Below are 17,937 nucleotides of genomic sequence, written 5' to 3' on the forward strand. Positions count from 1 at the left end.
GTTTCGGGCCCTCGGAGGATTCGCGCGTATCAACGCGGCCCCTTACACGCCCCGCCCACCCCAAGGACAACGAAAGTCCCTCCCCCCCCGCCCCCCCCCGGCCCCCACGGCCTTTCGCGCGTGGTCGGTCGCCCGTCCGGCGGACGGCTCGGCCGGCTCAGACGGTGGTGATGACCTCGTCGGCGGTCAGGCGCGGGCCGCGGGGGTGCGGGACCTCGCCCTCGGCCTTGCCGAGGTTGACGACCATCAGCGGGGTGTGGTCGTCGTCCAGGAACTCCTTCTGGATGCCGACGTAATCGAAGCCGCCCATCGGGCCGGCGGCCAGGCCGGCGGCGCGGACGCCGACGATGAAGTACGCGGCCTGCATGGCGGAGTTCATCAGCGCGGCCCGCTCGCGGGTCGGGCGCTCGCTGAAGAAGACGTCCTTGGCCTGCGGGAAGTGCGGCAGCAGGGTGGGCAGCTCCTCGTGGAACTCGTTGTCCGCGGAGAGGATCGCCACGAGGGGCGCGGCGGCGGTCTTGGCCTGGTTGCCCTCGTCCATCAGCTCCACCAGGCGCTGGCGGGCCTCGGGGGAGCGGACCAGGGTCACGCGCAGGGGGGTCGAGTTGAAGGCGGTGGGGCCGTACTTGACCAGTTCGTAGATCGCCTGTACCTGCTCCTCGGTCACCGGCTCGTCCGAGAACGCGCTGGTGGTGCGGGCCTCGCGGAACAACAGGTCCTGGGCGGCGGAGTCGAGAACGAGGGACATCGGAAAGCCTTCTTCCATACGGAGGTGAAGCGTCGCCACCGACTTTACGGCCAAATTAGTCGAACTTTCAACTAAATCTGGCCGCGAGTGGCGCGGATCACTCCCCGCGGGTCACTCCCCGTGGTCCCCCCGCCCCCCGCCCTCCGCCTCGCGGGCCGCGAGCGCCGAGTCCAGGCGGGCGCGGGCGCCCTCCAGCCAGTGCCGGCAGACCTTCGCGAGCTCCTCGCCCCGCTCCCAGAGCGCGAGCGACTCCTCCAGGGAGGTGCCGCCGGCCTCCAGCTTGCGGACGACCTCGATGAGCTCGTCGCGGGCCTGCTCGTACCCCAACGAGGTATCGGCTTCCGTCATTCCTGCACCGCCTCCGGTGTCGTACCCGCCAGTACGCGGGAAAAATGTGTCATGTCCGCTTCGAGGGACGCTCGTGCGCCGCTCGTGCGCCGCTCGGGAGGGCCGCCGGCGGGCCCTCCCGTGGTCACTCCGGGCCCGGCTCCGAGTGCTCCGCGTGCTCCGAGACGCGTACGGAGAACTCGCCCTCGGCGACCCGGGCCCGCAGCACCTCGTCCGCAGCCACCTCCTGCGGCGAGCGCACCACGTGCCCGTCCGCCCGCTGCAGGACCGCGTACCCGCGCTCCAACGTCGCCGCCGGCGACAGCGCGACCACCCGGGCCAGGGTGTGCGCGAGCTCCGAGTCCGCCCGGTCCAGCAGGTGCCCCAGCGTGCGCCGGCTGCGCCCCAGCAGGGCCTGGAGCTCGTCCTCCCTGGTCTCCACCATCCGCTGCGGATGGACGAACACCGGCCGCGCCAGCGCGTGGGCGAGCCCCCGCTCCTCGCGGTCGAGCAGGGCGCGCACCGCGCGCAGCCCCCGCTCCTGGAACTGGCGCACCCGGTCCAGCTCCTCGCCGACGTCCGGCACCACCTTCTTCGCGGCGTCCGTCGGGGTGGAGGCGCGCAGGTCGGCGACCAGGTCCAGCAACGGCGAGTCCGGCTCGTGCCCGATCGCGGACACCACCGGCGTACGGGCCGCCGCGACCGCGCGGACGACCTCCTCGTCGGAGAACGGCAGCAGGTCCTCCACGCTGCCGCCGCCGCGCGCCACGATGATCACGTCGACCTCGGCGAGGTCGTCGAGCTCCTTGACCGCCTGGATCACCTGGGGCACCGCGTGGACCCCCTGCACGGCGACGTTGCGCACCTCGAAGCGGACCGCCGGCCAGCGCCGCCGGGCGTTCTCCAGCACGTCCCGCTCGGCCGCCGAGGCCCGCCCCACCACCAGCCCGATCAGCTGCGGCAGGAACGGCAGCGGCTTCTTGCGGTCCAGGGCGAACAGCCCCTCGGCGGCCAGCGACCGCTTGAGCCGCTCCAGCCGGGCCAGCAGTTCGCCGATGCCGACGGGCCGTATCTCGGTGGCCCGCAGGGAGAGCTGGCCGCGCGGGGCGTACCACTCGGGCTTGGCCAGCACGACCACCCGGGAGCCCTCCGTGACGGCGTCCGCGACCTCCTCGAAGACCTGCCGGAAGCAGGTCACGGACAGCGAGACGTCGTGCGAGGGGTCGCGCAGCGTCAGGAAGACCACCCCCGCCCCCGGCCGCCGCGAGAGCTGCGTGATCTGCCCCTCCACCCAGACCTGGCCGAGCCGGTCGATCCAGCCCCCGATGAGCCGGGACACCTGACCGACCGGCAGCGGCGCGTCGGCCGACGTATTCAGACCCATGCAGGCAGGCTATCCGCCGGGACCGACAGCGTCTGCGGGGCCGCCCCGATGACCGCCCCCGCGGCCGCCTTCCCCGTCGCCTTCCCGGTGACCGTGACCGCTCCGGCCGCCTCCCCCGCGGCCGCCCCGCTGGGCCACCAGCACCCCCAGGCCCACCACCAGCCACACCGCCCCCACCACCTGGGCCGCCCCGGACGCCCGGGCGATCACCGCGACCGTCACGGCCGCGCCCACCACCGGCACCAGCAGGTGCTTCCCCCAGTGGGGCGGGCCCCCCGCCCGGCGTACGACGAACCAGCCGACGACCGAGGCGTGCAGCAGCGTGAACGCCGTCAGCGCCCCGATGTCCACCACCGAGACCAGGTGGTCGAGGCCGTCGGCGCGCCGGGCCGCCCCCACCGCCGCCACCAGCGTGACCACCGCCGCCACCAGCAGCGCCGGCCGCGGGGTGCCGCCCGAGGCGCGGGCCAGCGCCCCCGGCAGCCGCCGCTCCCGGGCCATCGCGAAGACGAGCCGGCCCGCCGCCGCCTGCCCCGCCAGCGCCGCGAAGGCCGCCCCGACCGCCTTGCTCACCGCCACCAGGTCGTGCAGCCAGGCCCCGACGGAGGACTCCACCGCCGTGTAGAAGGCCGGGCCCTGGAGCTCCGGGTCCGCCGCCAGCTCCGCCGCGGACACCGGCATCAGCAGCGCCGCCAGCCAGCTCTGCGCCACGAACAGCACCCCGGCCAGCGCCAGGCAGAACAGCAGCGCCCGCGCCACCCGCTCCGAGCCCCCCGTCGCCTCCTCCGCGAAGGAGGCGATCGCGTCGAAACCGAGGTACGACAGCACCGCCACCGACACCGCGCCCAGCACCGCCCCGGCCGTGAAACCGGGCGAGCCGTCCCCGGCCAGCGGCGACAACCAGCCGCGCTGCGCCCCGTCCCGTACCAGCACGGTCACCGCAGCCACCAGGAACACCAGCAGCACCACGACCTCCGCGGCCAGCACCACGAAGCCGACGCGCGCCGCCACCCGTACGCCCCACAGGTTCAGGGCGGTGGTCACCAGCACGGCCAGCGCCGTCCACACCCACCGGGACACCGACGGGACCAGCGCATGCATGGCGATCCCCGAGAACAGATACGCGACCGCCGGCACCAGCAGGTAGTCCAGCAGCGCCATCCAGCCCGCCACCAGCCCGGCCCCCTCGCCGAGCCCCTTGCGGGCGTACGTGAACACCGACCCGGCCTGCGGGGCCACCCGGACCATCTGCGCGTAACTGGACGCGGTGCAGGCCATCGCGGCCGTCGCGACCAGGTACACCAGGGCCGGCGCCCCGTGCGAGCGGGCGTCGAGGGTGCCGAAGACCCCGACCGGGGCCATGGGGGCGATGAACAGCAGCCCGTACACGACCAGGTCCCGGAAGCCGAGGCTCCGGGCGAGGGAGGCGGCCCCGGGCCGCCGCGGAGGCACCGTGGCCGGGCCGGAACCGGAATCCGTCACGGACGCCATCATCCCCGCGGGGGACACCCGGAGCGGACGCACGACACGGCCCTGGCGGCCGGCCCGAACGGGCGGCGTACGGCCCCGCCGCGGCCCCCGTACGATGGACCGCATGAGTGCTGCCGCCGCCCCTGGTCCCGCTACCCGCCGCGTCCTGCTCGCCGCTCCCCGCGGCTACTGCGCGGGCGTCGACCGAGCCGTGATCGCTGTCGAGAAGGCCCTCGAGCAGTACGGTGCGCCGGTCTACGTCCGGCACGAGATCGTGCACAACAAGTACGTCGTCCAGACGCTGCAGAAGAAGGGCGCCGTCTTCGTCGAGAAGACGGAGGAGGTCCCCCCGGGCAACATCGTCATGTTCTCCGCCCACGGCGTGGCCCCGGTCGTGCACGAGGAGGCGGCGCGCGGCAAGCTCGCGACGATCGACGCGACCTGCCCGCTCGTCACCAAGGTCCACAAGGAGGCCATCCGGTACGCGAAGGAGGACTTCGACATCCTCCTGATCGGCCACGAGGGCCACGAGGAGGTCATCGGCACCTCCGGCGAGGCCCCGGACCACATCACGATCGTCGACGGCCCGGACGACGTCGACAAGGTCACCGTCCGCGACGAGTCCAAGGTCGTCTGGCTCTCCCAGACCACCCTCTCGGTCGACGAGACCATGGAGACCGTCGACGCGCTGAAGACCAAGTTCCCGCTGCTGGTCTCCCCGCCGAGCGACGACATCTGCTACGCCACCTCCAACCGGCAGGCGGCCGTCAAGGCGATGGGTGCCGACGCGGACCTGGTCATCGTCGTCGGCTCCAAGAACTCCTCGAACTCCATCCGCCTGGTCGAGGTCGCCCTCGACGCGGGCGCGCGCGCCGCGCACCTGGTCGACTTCGCCAGCGAGATCGACGAGGCCTGGCTGGAGGGCGTCACCACCGTCGGCCTGACCTCGGGCGCCTCGGTGCCGGAGGTGCTCGTCGAGGAGGTGCTCGATTGGCTGTCCGAGCGCGGCTTCGCCGACGTGGAGATCGTCAAGACGGCCGAGGAGTCCATCACCTTCTCCCTGCCGAAGGAACTGCGGCGCGATCTGCGCACGGAAGCCGACGCACTGGTCGCCGACGAGTAACCCTTTCCGTACGGTGAGTCCATGCACATCTTCGGCGTGGACATCGGCGGCACCGGGATCAAGGGCGCGCCCGTGGACCTGGACCGCGGCGGCCTGGCCCAGGAGCGCCACAAGGTACTGACACCGCAGCCGGCCACCCCCGACGGGGTGGCCGGCTGCGTCGTCGAGGTGGTCCGCCACTTCGGCTGGGACGGTCCGATCGGGGTGACGTTCCCCGGCGTCGTCACCGGTGGCGTCACCCGCACGGCGGCCAACATGGACCCGTCGTGGATCGGCGTCGACACCGCCGGCCTGCTCGCGCAGCGGCTCGACGGCCGGCACGTCACCGTCCTCAACGACGCCGACGCCGCCGGGATCGCCGAAATGACGCACGGCGCCGGCCGCGGCCGCGGCGGCACCGTCATCCTGCTGACCCTCGGCACCGGCATCGGCAGCGCCGTCTTCACGGACGGGCGGCTCGTCCCCAACTCGGAGCTCGGGCACCTGGAGCTGAAGGGCCACGACGCGGAGAAGCGGGCGTCGGTCCGGGCCAAGGAGGACGAGGACCTCACCTGGGAGCGCTGGGCGCGGCGGCTCCAGAAGTACCTCGCCCACGTGGAGATGCTGTTCTCGCCGGACCTGTTCATCCTGGGCGGCGGCGTCAGCCGCAAACCGGAGAAGTTCCTGCCGCTGATCGACGGCATCCGGGCGGAGATCGTCCCGGCGAAGCTCCAGAACAACGCGGGGATCGTGGGCGCGGCGATGGCGGCGGCCGCGGGGTCGGCGGCGGAGGCGGAGGCCGCGGTGGGGAAGGATGCGGAGGCGGGAGTGCGGTCGGCGGCGGGCCGCAGCGCCCAGGGGCCGCAGCGCCCAGGGCCGGACCGCAGCTCCTAGGAGGGTGTCGCCCGGCGGGGCAGGCGGCGCCTGCCGATCAGCGCGGCCTTGCGCACGATGACGATCAGCGCGGCCAGCAGCGTCCCCCCGTACAGCCAGCCGGCGTGCAGCGACAGGGCCGACACCAGGCCCATGACCTGCGCGCCGAACCCGCCCGAGTCGCCGGAGATCGGCCAGACCCCGACGGCGAAGGCGATCGGCACGGCGATCGGCGCGGTGACGAGGTCGGCGGGCCGCACCCACAGCGCGGTCGCGGCCGCGACGGGCACGAACAGCAGCCCGTACACGAACTGCGAGCCGTCGAACAGCAGCCAGACGAACCCGGCGACGAGCGTCATGGCCACGCACGCGAACAGCCCGCCGCCGAGCCCGGTCAGCCGTGGTCGCGGCAGCCTGCGCACGGCGGCCGGCCGGGGCCGCCCGCCGCCGCCCTGGGCGGGCACACCGCCGGGACGCCGGGGCTGCTGCCGCTGCGGGTGGTGAGGGGCCGGGCGCGTCCTGTAGTGCTCCACCCCCCAAAGCTAGGCGGGCGGGGTCCGCTATCGACGTGGGGACACGCGTACAACGCGACCCGCTCATCGGAAAGTAAACTGTCCGGTGGCCCGCTCCCGGGCCGCCGCCCCCTCCAGCTACGGGAAGTCGCCAACGTGTCGCTCACGATCGGAATCGTCGGCCTGCCGAATGTCGGCAAGTCGACCCTGTTCAACGCCCTGACCAAGAACGACGTACTGGCGGCCAACTACCCGTTCGCCACCATCGAGCCGAACGTCGGCGTCGTCGGTGTCCCGGACGAGCGCCTCGCCAAGCTCGCCGAGGTCTTCAATTCGCAGCGCGTCCTCCCGGCGACCGTCGACTTCGTCGACATCGCCGGCATCGTGCGCGGCGCGAGCGAGGGCGAGGGCCTGGGCAACAAGTTCCTCGCGAACATCCGCGAGTCCGACGCGATCTGCCAGGTCATCCGTGCCTTCAAGGACGAGAACGTCGTCCACGTCGACGGCAAGGTCTCGCCCAAGGACGACATCGAGACGATCAACACCGAGCTGATCCTCGCCGACCTGCAGACCATCGAGAAGGTCCTGCCGCGCCTGGCCAAGGAAGCCCGCATCAAGAAGGACGTGGCCCCGAAGGTCGCGGCCGTCGAGGCGGCCAAGGAGATCCTGGAGAAGGGCGACACCCTCTTCTCCCAGGGCATCGTCCAGGGCTCCGAGAAGGCCGAGCTCCTGCACGACCTGCACCTCCTCACGACGAAGCCGTTCCTCTACGTCTTCAACGTCGACGAGGACGAGCTGACGGACGACGCCTTCAAGGCCGAGCAGCGCACCCTGGTCGCCCCGGCCGAGGCGATCTTCCTGAACGCCAAGCTGGAGGCGGACCTCGCCGAGCTCGACGAGGCCGACGCCATGGAGCTCCTCCAGTCCGTCGGCGCCGAGGAGCCCGGCCTGGCCACCCTGGCCCGCGTCGGCTTCGACACCCTGGGCCTGCAGACGTACCTCACGGCCGGCCCGAAGGAAGCCCGCGCCTGGACCATCAAGAAGGGCGCCACGGCCCCCGAGGCGGCCGGTGTCATCCACACCGACTTCCAGAAGGGCTTCATCAAGGCCGAGGTCATCCACTTCGCCGACCTGGTCGACTGCGGCTCGGTCGCCGAGGCCCGCGCCGCCGGCAAGGCCCGCATGGAGGGCAAGGAATACGTCATGCAGGACGGCGACGTGGTCGAATTCCGCTTCAACGTGTGACGACGCGCGTGTTCCATCGGGGCTGACAGGTTGAACGTGCAGCTCAAAGGGGTCGGACTCTGTCGAGTCCGACCCCTTCCGCGTTCCCGTGCCGACTTTCAGCTGCCACGGGGCGGTGTGAGCTCGTCGAGGTCCAGGGTGATCTCGAAGGGCACCGGACGCTGGAGGGTGCCCCGGAAGATGCCGGCGGGCGCGTAGGCGCCGGTCGGTTCGTCGAGCTCGTAGACGTGGACGACGGGTGCCCCGTCCTCGTCCTCGATGCACCAGTAGTGCGGGATGCCGGCCTCCGCGTACTTGCGGAGTTTCACCGTGCGATCGCGGTGGGCGGACTCGGGGGAGACGACCTCGACGACGAGCTGGACGTCCTCCGGTGCGAACCAGGTGCGGTCGCCGTCGAAATCGGCCGTCGTCACCAGCAGGTCCGGTTCCGGACGGTTGCGCGGGTCGAGCTTGATGGTCATCTCGCGGCCGACTCTGGTGTCGGCGGGCACCTGCTGCATGAGTGCGACCGTGAGCATGGTGACGAGGTGGCCGTGCCACCACCTCTGGGGCGACATCATGAAGACGAGGGCTCCGTCGATGAGCTCGGTGTGGCGGGGTGCCTCGGGGAGGCTGTCCAGGTCCTCCGCGAACCAGCCTTCCGCGCGCGGCGGGCGCATCCAGTCGGGCAGTGCGGTCATGGCTTCACGGTAGCGGTCCGCGGCTCGAGTCGAAGGTGTGTGCAACGGTTTCCGGCTGTTTCGGAGTGGGGGTAAACGGTGTTGGTTGGGGGAAGGGTCGGGGGCATGTTCGTTACTGCCTGCGCCGCCCGAAACGGGCTCCTTCCGCTGATCAAGAAGGTCAACGAGAGTCACGAGGTCGTCGAGATCGTCTCCGAGCACGGTGACGCCGTTCTGCTGTCCGCCGAGGACTATGCGGCGTTGCGTGAAGGCTCGTACCCGTTCCGTTCCGGCGAAGGCACGCCGGGGGATCACGGCGTACGGGAGTGCGTCCGACCGCGGTCGCGCGTCGGGGTCTGAGTCGGTCGGTCCCGGCGTGGTGTGACGGTGCGGGCGTCAGAGGCCTTGGATCGCGGCGACCGTGAAGGTGGTCGGGGTGTCCGGGCCGCCCATGGGGCCGCCCTTGTCGAACTGGGAGCGGACCACCAGGGTGCGGCCCGGGGTGTGGGTCAGGGTCGTCGGGATCTGCAGGGACGGGTCCGTGAGCGTGCGGGTCAGGCGGGCGCGGGTGCCGTCCGGGGTCAGGTGCCACCGGGTCAGGGTGTTGGTGGTGTTGTGGGCCACCCGCAGGGTGCCGTCGCCGTCGAGGTCCAGGCCGTCGGCGTGGGTCAGGTCGCCGCCCTGGAGCGTGACGCGTGACAGCGCGCCCGTGCGCAGGTCGATGCGGTGGAGGTCGCCCGCGATCATGTCCACCGCGAGCAGGTACCGGCCCGCCCGGTCCGAGGTGATGCCGTTGAGGCTGAAGGTGCGCCCGGGGACCGGAGTGAGCCGGCTGCTCAGGTCGTACGCGGGGGTGAGCGTCCCGGAGCCCGCGGCCAGTTCGTGCGGGGTGACCCGGTAGACCACCGCGCGGACGCTGTCCGTCAGGTACGCCGTGCCGTCCGGGGTGATGGTCAGGTCGTTGACGAAGCGCGGGCCGGCCCCCGGGACCTCGAAGCGGGCCAGGCGGCTGCCGGTCCCGGTGTCGTACACGGTGACCCCGGCGGTGGAGTCGGTCACCCACAGGCGGCCGCGGGCGTCGACGCGCAGGCCGTTGGCGGTGCGGCGGCCGTCGGCCCCGGCGGGCAGGAACACCTCGGCCCTCCCCCGGCCGGGCAGGGCCCGGTAGACGGTGCCGTCGGCGTACGAGCCGACGTAGACCGCTCCGGTGCGGCGGTCGGTGGCGATGCCCTCCGGGTAGACCTTCTCGCCGGGGAGGGTGAAGGCCGTGGAGATCCGGCCGCCGTGCGATTGCGCCACCGCCGTCGGTGCGGTGGTCAGGGTGAGTGCCGCCGTCAGGGACAGGACGGCGGCGGACAGGAGCTTCTTCGACACCAGGGTCCTCTTCTTCATCTTCGGCTTCCGGGCAGGGCAGGTTGTTCGACGCTCGAAGTTCGAAGCCTGCTTGTTGTGTGAGCGTGAATGTATGTTAGAGCTCTAATCATCGCAAGGGGATTAGTATGCGGTGATGACCTCCATGGCCCCCGAGGAGCGGATCGGTTCGCACCTCAAGCGCGCCGAGCAGACGCTCCTCGCGGCGAAGACCGCAGCGCTCAAGCCCTCTGCGGTAACGGTTCCGCAGTACGCGGCCCTCCTCTGGCTCGCCGAGAAGCCGGGCATCTCCGCCGCCGCGCTGGCCCGGCTGTGCGGGGTGACGCCTCCGACCATGACCACCGTCCTGAAGAACCTCCAGGAGCGCGGGCTCATCGAGCGCTCCCCGCACGAGTGGCACCGCAACGTCCTGGAGACCCGCCTCACGCAGGAGGGCCGGGCCGTGATGGAGCAGGCGGACGCCGCCGCCGTGGCGGTGGAGCGGGCGCTCGCCGCCGAGTTCTCCGAGGAGGAGCGGGAACTGCTGGTCGGGCTGCTGGGGCGGTGCGCGCAGGTGCTCGGCGGCCGGACGTGATCTTGGGGTGTGCGGTTCCCGTGCGGTGATGTGCGGGTCGTCTTTTTGCCGGTTCTTGGAACGGAATGCTGCATTCGCACATCAGAACCAAGGGGGACGCCCACAGCTTCTGTCCCGCTCGGGGGCAGCCATGACCGTTCGGAGCGAAGTCCGTGCACCAGTACCCGCAGCGCCCGCGGCCCGACGACCAGCCGCGTTCGCCGTACCCGCCGTACGGGGACCAGCCGTACGAGGACCAGTCGCAGGGGTACCCGCCGTACGCGGAGCAGCGCGGCCGTCGGCCCTACCCGGATCCGCACGCGCAGCAGCCGCCCCCACCACCGGGTCGCGCGGCGCGCGAGCACCCCTACGAGCCGCAGCCGGTCGGGCCGCCCTGCCCGGACCCGAGCGCCCACATACGCCCGCGGGACACCGAGCCGCCCCGCAAGCGGTCCCGCAAGGCGGTGTGGATCAGTGCCACCCTGGCGCTGGTCCTGCTGCTGGGCGGTGGCGGTTTCGCCGCCTGGAAGGCGGAGTGGTTCTCCGGCAACGGCGACACCGTGAGCTTCGGCAAGGACCAGGCGGCAGGCAAGGGCTCCGGCGACGGGGCCCAGGGCGGGGCGAAGGCGGCGGCGCCGTCCGGCGACCCGGACGTGCAGATGCCGACCGGGCCGAAGGCCGAGTTCAAGCAGACCACCAAGCTGGACGACGGCACGATCATCGCCAAGACCACGCTGACCGGTCCCAAGTCGGGCTTCACCGGCAGCGTGTGGGTCTGGGCCCCGAAGCAGTACGACGACCCGAAGTACGCCAAGAGCGCCTTCCCGGTCCTCATCGCGCTTCCCGGTGGCAACGGCTACCCCGACAACTACTGGATCGACCGCAGCCTCGGCCTGCAGAAGACGATCAGCGAGGGCGTCCAGGCCGGCACGAGCCTTCCGTACATCGTGATCATGCCGGTGCTCAACCCGGACGCCAAGTACTACTACGACGGCTCCGACATTCCGGGCCAGCCCAAGATGGGCACCTGGATCGCCGAGGACGTCCCGAACCTCGCCAAGGCCAACTTCCGCACCTACAAGTCCCGTGACGGCTGGGCCTTCATGGGCTCCTCCTCCGGAGCCTTCGTCGGCATGAAGACCGTCCTGCAGTACCCGGACCGGTTCAAGGCCGTGATCGCCAGCGGTGGCGAGATCGTCCCCGACTCCCCGCTGTGGAAGGGCCACCAGGCGGAGATGGACGCGAACAACCCGGAGAAGCTCGCCAAGAAGCTGATCGACAGCAACGGTCCGGAGGTCTTCATCAACTTCCAGGTCGGCACCAAGGAGAGCGGCAAGGACCGGATGGTCAAGTTCCAGCAGCAGTACGGGAAGGGTCCCGTCAAGACCACCATCCGCGACATCCAGAACGGCGAGCACAACGGCTGGCACTACGTCCGGGGCATGAAGGAAGGCTCCCTGGAGTGGATCAGCAAGGTGCTCAAGGGGCCCAAGCCCGAAGCCGGCTGATCCCCGGCCGATCTCCGGCCGATCCCCGGGCGGCCCGCGGTCGATCCCCGGCCGCCATCCTCGTCGACCCCCCGGCCGACCAGGCACGCAGCACGATGCGCGGGGCGGGGCGTGGCTCGCGCCACGTCCCGCCCGTCCCAGGCAACCCATCCGGTCGTTGATGCCTCTGTAACGGGTGTAAGGGGGACCGATCGGTCCGACTCGCGCCCGTCCGGGCGCCGGAGAAGGAACGGGACATTTCGTGCAGCATGACCAGCTTCAGGGCGACGGCCGCCTCGCGGTCGAGGAAGGCCCCGTGACCACGGGCCGCCCCCGCCCCAAGCGCAGCCTGCGCAGGCTTCTGATCGTCGGCGGGCTCGCGCTCGCGCTGACCGCCGGCGGTGGAGCAGCGGCGTACAAGTTCGGCCTGTTCTCGGACATAGGGGATCCCATGTCCTTCGACAAGGTCAAGGAATCGGCCGCGACCCAGGACATCCGGGCGGGGGTCAGCATGCCCACCGGGCCCAAGGCGGCCTTCGTCCGCACCAGCCGGCTGCCCGACGGCACCCAGATCGCCAAGACGACGCTGACCGGCGCGAAGTCGGGTTTCACCGGCGACGTGTGGGTCTGGGTGCCCAAGCAGTACGACGACCCGAAGTACGCCAAGAGCGCCTTCCCGGTCCTGATCTCCCTGCCCGGAGGCCGCGGCTACCCCAAGAACTACTGGGGCACCGGCCCGGGCCTGGGCCTGCAGCAGGCCGTGACCGACGGGGTGAAGGCGGGGACCAGCCTGCCCTTCATCCTCGTCATGCCGGTGATCAACGCCGACACCAAGCACCACTTCGACGGCTCGGACATCCCCGGCCAGCCCAAGATGGGCACCTGGATGGCCGATGACATCCCGGCTTTCACGAAGGCCAATTTCCGCACGTTCACCTCCCGCGACGGCTGGGCCATCATGGGCTCCTCCTCGGGCGGTTTCGGCGCGCTCAAGCACGTCCTGAAGCACCCCGACCGGTTCAAGGCGGCCATCGCGAGCGGCGTCGACATCGTCCCTGACTCCCCGCTGTGGAACGGGAACAAGCAGGCCATGGACGCGAACAACCCGGAGAAGCTCGCCGAGAAGCTGATCTCCGCGGGCGGCCCCGAGGTCTACATCAACTTCCAGATCGGCACCGCCGAGACCGGCCGCGAGAGGGAGGAGAAGTTCATGAAGGAGTACGGCAGGGGCCCCGTGCACACCGAGCTGCAGGTGATCCAGGATGGTGAGCACAACGGAAAGTCGTATGTTCGCGGCATGAGGGAGGGCTCCCTGGAGTGGATCAGCAAGGTGATGTCGGCACCGACCCCCGATCCCGGCGTGCGCTGAACGCGGTCGTGAGGGGAGCCTCCGCGGCGGCCGTCGCCGGTGTGGCGGCCGCCCTCGCCGTGGGCTTCGTCAAGGCCACGGACGAGGACGCGGGCGCCGTGCACCCCTTCCCCGGGGTCGGCGTGCTCATGGCGAACGGGGAGCACTGGTGCACGGCGAGCGTCGTCGACAGCCCCAAGGGCACCGTCGTCGCGACCGCCGCGCACTGCGTGGCACCGGCCGGGGAGAACGGCGAGCCCGGCGAGGTCGCCCACGACGGCCGGGAGATCGGCGAGCTGTCCTTCGCGCCCGCCTTCTCGGGCGAGGGCGCGGGCAGGCAGCCGCTCGGCGTGTGGAAGGTCCGGGCGGTCCACGTGGACGAGCGGTGGACGAAGTGGGGCGAGGACACCGCCGACTACGCCTTCCTCAGCATCGAGCCGGACGAGGACGGCCTGACCGTCCAGCAGGCCGTCGGCCCGGGGGAGGCCCCGGCACCCGAGTGGACCTCCGGCTACGAGCGGGACGTGACGGTGGTCGGCTACCCCGAGTCCGGCCGCAACCCGCAGAACAAACCCGTCTCCTGCACCACGCAGACCACCCACGACGAGGACGACCCGGCCATGCTGTACATCGGGTGCGCCGGGTTCTGGACGGGCACCAGCGGCAGCCCGTTCATCGCCGACCGCGGCGGGCCGGGCAGCCCGGGCCGGCTGATCGGCGTGCTGAGCGGCGGGGACACGGACGTGGACTCCACGGCCGCACTGCTCGACGAACGGGCCAGGGCCCTGTACGAGCAGGCGGCCGAGGACTGACGGCCCGCCTGGTCAGCCCTTGAGCAGGCCGTTCAGCTCCCCGTACGGGAGGGCGTCGGCGACCGCGGTGTACGTGCCGGCCGCGAGGAGCTCCTCGGTGGCGCGGCGCACCACGCCGTACGCGGCCTCGGCGACCGCGGAGCCGAGGCTGACGCGGGCCACGCCCAGCTTGCCGAACTCGGCCACGGACGGGGCGCCGGGCCCGGCCAGCACGTTCAGCGGGGCGTCGATGCCGCGGGCGAGCTCGGCGACCACGGCCGGGTCGGTGACCCCGGGCACGAAGACGCCCGAGGCGCCCGCCCGCAGGTAGGCGGCGGCGCGGGACAGGGTCTCGTCGAGCCGGCCCGCCGGGTCGCCGAGACCGAAGAGGTAGGTGTCGATCCGCGCGTTGACGTACAGCGGGACCCCGGCGGCGTCGGCGGCGGCGCGGGCCGCGGCCAGGCGCTCCGCGTGGTCGGCGGGTGCGCGGTTGCCGTCCTCGATGTTGATGCCGACCGCGCCGGCGGCGACGACACCGGCGACGGTCTCCGCGACGCCGGCCGGGTCGGCGCCGAAGCCGCCCTCGATGTCGGCGGTGACGGGTACGCGGACGGCGCCGGCCACACGGGTGACGAGGTCGAGGGCGCGGTCCCGGGCCAGCGAGTCCCCGTCGGGGGCGCCGAGGGACCAGGCGACACCGGCGCTGGTGGTGGCGACGGCCGGGGCGCCGGCCGCCTCGACGAGACGGGCGCTCATCACGTCCCAGGCGTTGGCCAGGGCGAGCGGGGCGCCGGGCGTGTGCAGCGCGGCGAAGCGGTGGGCGAGGTCAACACGGTTGGTCATGGGGCCAGTCCAGCAGACGGCCCCGGCCCGTGACCGGCGATTCTCCGACATCTACGTCCGCGCCCACCCGGAACCGCGCCCTTCGACCCCGGAAGCGTGCCCTCCGACCCCGGAACCGTGCCCTCCGACCCGGACCCGCGCCCTCCGCCGCCGGGCCGGCGGCTCGCCCCGGGTCAGGGAGCCAGACCCGCCTTCAGACCCGTACCGCACAGCGGGACCACCGCCGTGCGGCCGGCCAGGGGGTCCGACGGGGCCGCGGGGCCCACCGCCGCCCAGCAGGCCGCCGCCGTCGGCTCCACGAAGAGCCCCCGACCGGCCAGGTCCCGCTGCGCGGCGCGCAGGGCCTCCTCGGACACGGTCAGGAAGGTGCCGCCGGACTTGCGGACCGCCGCCAGGATCTGTCGTGCGCGCGGCGGGGCCGGGATCGCGATCCCCTCGGCCAGGGTGGGCTGCTGCTCCACCGGGTCCGCGTCCTCCGCGCCGGCCTCGAAGGCCGCGGCCAGCGGGGACACCGCCGCCGTCTGCACCGCGACCAGGGCCGGCGGGCGCGCCCCGCGCCGGGCCAGCTCCTCCACCGCCAGCGCGGCGCCGAGCAGCAGCGTGCCGTTGCCGACGGGGACGACGAGGGCCTCGGGGAGCCGGCCGCCGAGCCCTTCCCAGACCTCGTACGCGTACGTCTTGGTGCCATGCAGGAAGTACGGGTTGAAGACGTGGCTCGCGTAGAAGACGCCGGGGCGGTCGGCCTCGGCCCGGGCCGCCTCGGCGGTGGCCTCCCGGCCTCCCGGTACGACGCGGACGGCGGCGCCGTGGGCCCGCATCTGCTCGGTCTTCTTCGCCGATGTGCCTTCGGGCACGAAAATTTCACATGTGAGCCCGGCCCGTGCGCAGTACGCGGCCACGGCCGTTCCCGCGTTGCCGCTGCTGTCCGCGATCACCCGCTCCGGACCCAGCCGCCGGGCCAGTTCCACGAGCATCACCGCGCCCCGGTCCTTGAACGAACCCGTCGGCATCAGGAAATCCAGCTTGGCGTGAATCCGCTCCGCGAGCGGGACCAGCGGAGTGTTGCCCTCCGACAGGGTGACGGAGAAAGCACCCGGTAGCGGCAGGGCGGAGCCGTACCGCCAGAGCGAGTTGGGTCCGGCGGACGGGTTGAGCTCGATGGCCGGATCCGGTGCGAAGTCGAGGTCCCACGGGCCGCTGCAGACGGGGCAGCACCAGGGCGCCGTCCGGGCATCCGCGCGCGTGCCGTCGTCGGGGCAGACGTAACCGGGGATTGCGTGCGTCATGTGCGGAGCACCTTTGCTCGTTCATGGCCGTTGTATGGCACGGATGTTACGCGTTCGCCTTCCCCTTGTGGGATGGCGCGAGGCTGCGCCAACCTTTCGGAGGCGGCAGCTCGGCAGCCCCTCCGCGATTTGTCATGACCATGCCCATGGCCTGTGATCGTGTGCGCCCGGTGGTGCCGCGCCGCCGTCCCGGATCCCCGAAGCGCATCCCCGACGAGGAGGACCCCCCACATGTCCATGCGTCACACCCGCCGGAAGGCCGCCGGGCTCGGCGCGGCCGCCGCCCTGGCCCTCGCGCTCGGCACGACCGCCGCGCTCCCCGCCTCAGCGGCCGACAACGGCCCGCAGGGCGTCATCGAGAACGCCGGCGCCCCCGGCTCCGTGGCCGGCAGCTACATCGTGACCCTGAAGGACACCACCCGTTCGACCGAAGCCGGCGGAAAGGCCGTCGCCAGGAAGTACGGCGCCCGCATCGACCGCACCTACAGCTCCGCCCTCAACGGCTTCTCCGTCGAGGTCTCCGAGGCACAGGCGAGGAAGCTCGCCGCCGACCCGGCGGTCACGTCCGTCGTGCAGAACCGCGTCTTCACCGTCGACGGCGCCCAGGGCACCCAGCCCGGCCCGCCCTCCTGGGGCCTGGACCGCATCGACCAGCGCGCGCTGCCGCTCAACAGCAGCTACACCTACCCGGACAAGGCCGGCGAGGGCGTGACCGCGTACATCATCGACACCGGCGTGCGCATCACCCACACCGACTTCGGCGGCCGCGCCTCCTACGGCTTCGACGCCATCGACAACGACAACACCGCCCAGGACGGCCACGGCCACGGCACGCACGTCGCCGGCACCGTCGCCGGCAGCAGCCACGGCGTCGCCAAGAAGGCGAAGATCGTCGCCGTCCGCGTCCTCGACAACAACGGCTCCGGTACGACGGCCCAGGTCGTCGCCGGCATCGACTGGGTGACCCGGAACGCGGTCAAGCCGGCCGTGGCCAACATGTCCCTCGGCGGCGGGGCCGACTCCGCGCTCGACACCGCCGTCCGCAACTCCATAGCCGCCGGCATCACCTACGCGGTCGCGGCGGGCAACGAGTCCACCAACGCCAACACCAAGTCCCCGGCCCGCGTCACCGAGGCCATCACGGTCGGCGCCACCACCAGCAGCGACGCCAGGTCCAGCTTCTCCAACTACGGCAACGTGCTCGACCTCTTCGCCCCCGGCTCCTCCATCACCTCCGCCTGGGGCACCGGCGACACCGCCACCAACACCATCTCCGGCACCTCGATGGCCTCGCCGCACGTCGCCGGCGCCGCCGCCGTGCACCTGTCGCAGAACCCGTCGAACACGCCGGCCCAGGTCGCCTCGGCCCTGGTGGCCGCGGCCACCCCGAACGTGGTCACCGGCCCCGGAACCGGCTCCCCGAACCGCCTGCTGTTCGTCGGCGGCGGCACCACCCCGCCGGGCGGACCGCGCTTCGAGAACACCGCCGACTTCGCCGTCAACGACAACGCGACCGTCGAGTCGCCCCTCACCGTCAGCGGGGTCTCCGGCAACGCCCCCGCCGCCCTGGCCGTCTCGGTCGACATCAAGCACACGTACATCGGCGACCTGAAGGTCGACCTCGTCGCCCCCGACGGCTCCGTCTACACCCTGCACAACCGCGCCGGCGGCAGCGCCGACAACATCCTGCAGACCTACTCCGTCAACGCCTCCTCAGAGGTCGCCAACGGCGTCTGGAAGCTCCGGGTGAACGACAACGCCAACGTCGACACCGGAAAGATCGACTCCTGGGCGCTCCAGTTCTGAGCCCGGCACCGAACCAGGGTCCCGTGCAGGGAACCTGACCCGGGATCACCGCACCGACCGCCTCGGGCGCGGCGAACCGGAACCGGCGGGGGCGACCGACACCACGGTCGCCCCCGCTGTGTACTGTTTCGC

At 72.1% G+C, this 17,937-nt stretch carries 18 protein-coding genes; 9 read left to right on the forward strand and 9 right to left on the reverse strand.

Features of this window, described 5'->3' with window-relative positions:
• Nucleotides 1-157: 157 nt before the first annotated feature.
• From ACZ4VL_RS15830 to ACZ4VL_RS15845, 4 genes are all read right to left on the reverse strand, one after another.
• On the reverse strand, nt 158-748 hold the full coding sequence (locus ACZ4VL_RS15830) for a malonic semialdehyde reductase (RefSeq protein ID WP_468199984.1): 591 nt from the start codon (nt 746-748) through the stop codon (nt 158-160).
• Nucleotides 749-859: 111 nt separating this feature from the next.
• Nucleotides 860-1,096, reverse strand: coding sequence for an exodeoxyribonuclease VII small subunit (locus tag ACZ4VL_RS15835; RefSeq protein ID WP_468199986.1), 237 nt, complete (start codon nt 1,094-1,096; stop codon nt 860-862).
• 124 nt (nt 1,097-1,220) lie between these two features.
• Complete coding sequence (gene xseA, locus ACZ4VL_RS15840; RefSeq protein WP_468199987.1) at nt 1,221-2,459, reverse strand: exodeoxyribonuclease VII large subunit; 1,239 nt, start codon at nt 2,457-2,459, stop codon at nt 1,221-1,223.
• A gap of 9 nt (nt 2,460-2,468) precedes the next feature.
• Nucleotides 2,469-3,950, reverse strand: a complete 1,482-nt coding sequence (locus tag ACZ4VL_RS15845; protein ID WP_468200097.1) for an APC family permease — start codon at nt 3,948-3,950, stop codon at nt 2,469-2,471.
• 94 nt (nt 3,951-4,044) lie between these two features.
• On the opposite strand from ACZ4VL_RS15845, the gene ACZ4VL_RS15850 reads away from it, so the two are divergent.
• Nucleotides 4,045-5,052 carry a 4-hydroxy-3-methylbut-2-enyl diphosphate reductase gene (locus ACZ4VL_RS15850; protein WP_468199989.1) on the forward strand — a complete coding sequence of 336 codons (1,008 nt, stop codon included), beginning with the start codon at nt 4,045-4,047 and terminating at the stop codon, nt 5,050-5,052.
• A gap of 21 nt (nt 5,053-5,073) precedes the next feature.
• The gene (gene ppgK, locus ACZ4VL_RS15855) at nt 5,074-5,925 is read left to right on the forward strand and encodes a polyphosphate--glucose phosphotransferase (protein WP_468199990.1); all 852 of its coding nucleotides are present in this window, start codon (nt 5,074-5,076) and stop codon (nt 5,923-5,925) included.
• Here ppgK and ACZ4VL_RS15860 read toward each other — a convergent pair.
• On the reverse strand, nt 5,922-6,437 hold the full coding sequence (locus ACZ4VL_RS15860; protein ID WP_468199991.1) for a DUF6542 domain-containing protein: 516 nt from the start codon (nt 6,435-6,437) through the stop codon (nt 5,922-5,924). The genes ppgK and ACZ4VL_RS15860 overlap by 4 nt on opposite strands.
• A 135-nt stretch (nt 6,438-6,572) precedes the next feature.
• On the opposite strand from ACZ4VL_RS15860, the gene ychF reads away from it, so the two are divergent.
• Nucleotides 6,573-7,661, forward strand: a complete 1,089-nt coding sequence (gene ychF, locus ACZ4VL_RS15865) for a redox-regulated ATPase YchF (protein WP_468199993.1) — start codon at nt 6,573-6,575, stop codon at nt 7,659-7,661.
• A gap of 98 nt (nt 7,662-7,759) precedes the next feature.
• Here the strand turns inward: ychF and ACZ4VL_RS15870 are convergent, their stop codons facing one another.
• A complete protein-coding gene (locus ACZ4VL_RS15870; protein ID WP_468199995.1) occupies nt 7,760-8,341 on the reverse strand; it encodes a Uma2 family endonuclease in 582 nt (193 codons plus the stop codon).
• 105 nt (nt 8,342-8,446) lie between these two features.
• Between ACZ4VL_RS15870 and ACZ4VL_RS15875 the strand changes: the two genes are divergently transcribed.
• On the forward strand, nt 8,447-8,680 hold the full coding sequence (locus tag ACZ4VL_RS15875) for a type II toxin-antitoxin system Phd/YefM family antitoxin (protein WP_468199997.1): 234 nt from the start codon (nt 8,447-8,449) through the stop codon (nt 8,678-8,680).
• 36 nt (nt 8,681-8,716) lie between these two features.
• On the opposite strand, the gene ACZ4VL_RS15880 is transcribed toward ACZ4VL_RS15875, so the two are convergent.
• Nucleotides 8,717-9,712 (reverse strand): SMP-30/gluconolactonase/LRE family protein, encoded by a 996-nt coding sequence (locus ACZ4VL_RS15880; RefSeq protein ID WP_468199999.1) that lies wholly within the window; start codon nt 9,710-9,712, stop codon nt 8,717-8,719.
• A gap of 115 nt (nt 9,713-9,827) precedes the next feature.
• Here ACZ4VL_RS15880 and ACZ4VL_RS15885 point away from each other — a divergent pair, with 115 nt between their 5' ends.
• The 4 genes from ACZ4VL_RS15885 to ACZ4VL_RS15900 all read left to right on the forward strand — a co-directional run bounded on the left by ACZ4VL_RS15885 (nt 9,828) and on the right by ACZ4VL_RS15900 (nt 13,891).
• Nucleotides 9,828-10,265, forward strand: coding sequence for a MarR family winged helix-turn-helix transcriptional regulator (locus ACZ4VL_RS15885; RefSeq protein WP_468200001.1), 438 nt, complete (start codon nt 9,828-9,830; stop codon nt 10,263-10,265).
• A gap of 395 nt (nt 10,266-10,660) precedes the next feature.
• On the forward strand, nt 10,661-11,752 hold the full coding sequence (locus tag ACZ4VL_RS15890) for an alpha/beta hydrolase (protein ID WP_468200098.1): 1,092 nt from the start codon (nt 10,661-10,663) through the stop codon (nt 11,750-11,752).
• Nucleotides 11,753-11,993: 241 nt separating this feature from the next.
• On the forward strand, nt 11,994-13,100 hold the full coding sequence (locus ACZ4VL_RS15895; RefSeq protein ID WP_468200003.1) for an alpha/beta hydrolase: 1,107 nt from the start codon (nt 11,994-11,996) through the stop codon (nt 13,098-13,100).
• A gap of 8 nt (nt 13,101-13,108) precedes the next feature.
• Complete coding sequence (locus ACZ4VL_RS15900; protein WP_468200005.1) at nt 13,109-13,891, forward strand: trypsin-like serine peptidase; 783 nt, start codon at nt 13,109-13,111, stop codon at nt 13,889-13,891.
• 12 nt (nt 13,892-13,903) lie between these two features.
• Here ACZ4VL_RS15900 and ACZ4VL_RS15905 read toward each other — a convergent pair whose 3' ends face one another.
• Nucleotides 13,904-14,713, reverse strand: coding sequence for an isocitrate lyase/PEP mutase family protein (locus tag ACZ4VL_RS15905; RefSeq protein WP_468200006.1), 810 nt, complete (start codon nt 14,711-14,713; stop codon nt 13,904-13,906).
• A 173-nt stretch (nt 14,714-14,886) separates the two neighbouring features.
• The gene (locus ACZ4VL_RS15910) at nt 14,887-15,999 is read right to left on the reverse strand and encodes a pyridoxal-phosphate dependent enzyme (protein ID WP_468200007.1); all 1,113 of its coding nucleotides are present in this window, start codon (nt 15,997-15,999) and stop codon (nt 14,887-14,889) included.
• Between the two features lie 237 nt (nt 16,000-16,236).
• Here ACZ4VL_RS15910 and ACZ4VL_RS15915 point away from each other — a divergent pair, with 237 nt between their 5' ends.
• Complete coding sequence (locus ACZ4VL_RS15915; RefSeq protein WP_468200100.1) at nt 16,237-17,805, forward strand: S8 family peptidase; 1,569 nt, start codon at nt 16,237-16,239, stop codon at nt 17,803-17,805.
• The last annotated feature ends 132 nt before the right edge of the window (nt 17,806-17,937 follow it).

It is taken from the genome of Streptomyces sp. NPDC029014 (assembly GCF_055564695.1).

Bases quoted from the DNA above. Each gene is read 5' to 3' on its own strand.
- ACZ4VL_RS15830 (WP_468199984.1), bottom strand. From the start codon at position 748: ATGTCCCTCGTTCTCGACTCCGCCGCCCAGGACCTGTTGTTCCGCGAG.
- ACZ4VL_RS15835 (WP_468199986.1), bottom strand. From the start codon at position 1,096: ATGACGGAAGCCGATACCTCGTTGGGGTACGAGCAGGCCCGCGACGAG.
- xseA (WP_468199987.1), bottom strand. From the start codon at position 2,459: ATGGGTCTGAATACGTCGGCCGACGCGCCGCTGCCGGTCGGTCAGGTG.
- ACZ4VL_RS15845 (WP_468200097.1), bottom strand. From the start codon at position 3,950: ATGGCGTCCGTGACGGATTCCGGTTCCGGCCCGGCCACGGTGCCTCCG.
- ACZ4VL_RS15850 (WP_468199989.1), top strand. From the start codon at position 4,045: ATGGACCGCATGAGTGCTGCCGCCGCCCCTGGTCCCGCTACCCGCCGC.
- ppgK (WP_468199990.1), top strand. From the start codon at position 5,074: ATGCACATCTTCGGCGTGGACATCGGCGGCACCGGGATCAAGGGCGCG.
- ACZ4VL_RS15870 (WP_468199995.1), bottom strand. From the start codon at position 8,341: ATGACCGCACTGCCCGACTGGATGCGCCCGCCGCGCGCGGAAGGCTGG.
- ACZ4VL_RS15875 (WP_468199997.1), top strand. From the start codon at position 8,447: ATGTTCGTTACTGCCTGCGCCGCCCGAAACGGGCTCCTTCCGCTGATC.
- ACZ4VL_RS15880 (WP_468199999.1), bottom strand. From the start codon at position 9,712: ATGAAGAAGAGGACCCTGGTGTCGAAGAAGCTCCTGTCCGCCGCCGTC.
- ACZ4VL_RS15885 (WP_468200001.1), top strand. From the start codon at position 9,828: ATGACCTCCATGGCCCCCGAGGAGCGGATCGGTTCGCACCTCAAGCGC.
- ACZ4VL_RS15905 (WP_468200006.1), bottom strand. From the start codon at position 14,713: ATGACCAACCGTGTTGACCTCGCCCACCGCTTCGCCGCGCTGCACACG.
- ACZ4VL_RS15910 (WP_468200007.1), bottom strand. From the start codon at position 15,999: ATGACGCACGCAATCCCCGGTTACGTCTGCCCCGACGACGGCACGCGC.
- ACZ4VL_RS15915 (WP_468200100.1), top strand. From the start codon at position 16,237: ATGCGTCACACCCGCCGGAAGGCCGCCGGGCTCGGCGCGGCCGCCGCC.